Genomic DNA, 1331 nt, shown 5'->3' on the forward strand with positions numbered 1-1331 from the left:
GAATGACACCAGGCAACCATTTTTCAATAGAGTCGTCTAGATTCAAGCGGTTCTCTTCGGCTAATTGAAGTACAACTGTTGCCGTGAACGTCTTCGTCACGCTACCAATGCGAAAGCGAAAATCTGTTTTCATTGGTTTCTTGCTGCTCAGATTCGCTACCCCAGCGGCATAACTCCATGTTTTTCCACCCTCAGAAGTTTTAGCAAGTATCCCCGGGAATCCAAGTTGCAATGTATCCCGCACTGCTTGCTTGACAGAATTACGATCTCGTTGAGTACTTGTTTGTACCGAACTAGATACACTTTGAGTAGGTTCTGCTTTTACAATTAAGGTTGGCGTTGTGTATAACAGAGAACTTCCAGCTATTAAAAGGGCCAGACTTGCACATGTAATTTGACTACATGTTTTCATAGGGCATCCCTCTCCTCTATTCATATTGTATAGGTGGTTTCTTGCTATTTCGTATTAACCACACAGCTACCATCTCCACCAATGAAAAAAGGTCAACATTGAATTCGTAATCATCTTCATATTTATTATTTTTACAAACGCCATTCTGTCCTGGGTAAATCCCTCTTTTTCCACATATATGTTAACCACATAAATTACTTCTTTTCCTTGAAACAGTCTTGTTACTGGTCTGTTTTTCATATATAAGTCATATCTGTTCCGCCTTTCACGCTTCTTTATATTTTTATCATACACAATGAAAATTTCTTTTTTCTTACCCATTTCTTACAAATTACTTACTTTCAAAATCGCTTTTATAATAGGATAGAAGGAGCATCTGTGCCGTAAAGTTCGGTAAATATATTAATCAAAAAGAAACACAGTTTTTTTACTTCTGTGTTTCTTTTTACCATCCTTTTAAATATTAAGAGTCGATTTACCCTTAACAGGATGAATTCTGGCTCTTTTCTAATGTAATTTTTTTCTTGCAATACAACACAAATGACATTGTGCTGCATGAAACACTCCTAACGTTGTTAAAATCACTTGTTTTTAAGTCAAAATTTATTTAACTTAGGGCGGATACTCCACATCCATCAGCTTAAGAAAAATAAACGCCCTCAAAACGAAAAAATAAGCTACCTTCTCAAAGTAACTACCTGTAGAAAAAGAAAAAGAAAATGTTCATTTAGGAGATATATTAAAACCTTAGCTTGATAGTAATGTGGTGCTACCCCACATCCATCAACTTAAGGAGAATAAACGCCACCAAAACAAAAAAAGCCCCAAATTTTTCTCGAAAATAAGGTGGGGCTTTTGAACCAGAAAAGTATATTTTTAACTATGAAAACTACAGTAAATTTTTCCTTTTTTCCTACTC

The 1331-nt window shown here is 35.5% G+C and carries 1 pseudogene; it reads right to left on the minus strand.

The features are described from left to right. Positions 1-412, minus strand: a pseudogene (locus GFJ36_RS29770) (serine hydrolase domain-containing protein); the annotation flags it as partial. Between the last annotated feature and the right edge of the window lie 919 nt (positions 413-1331).

The organism is Bacillus sp. EE-W1, assembly GCF_009760835.1.
Lineage (GTDB): Bacteria > Bacillota > Bacilli > Bacillales > Bacillaceae_G > Bacillus_A > Bacillus_A wiedmannii.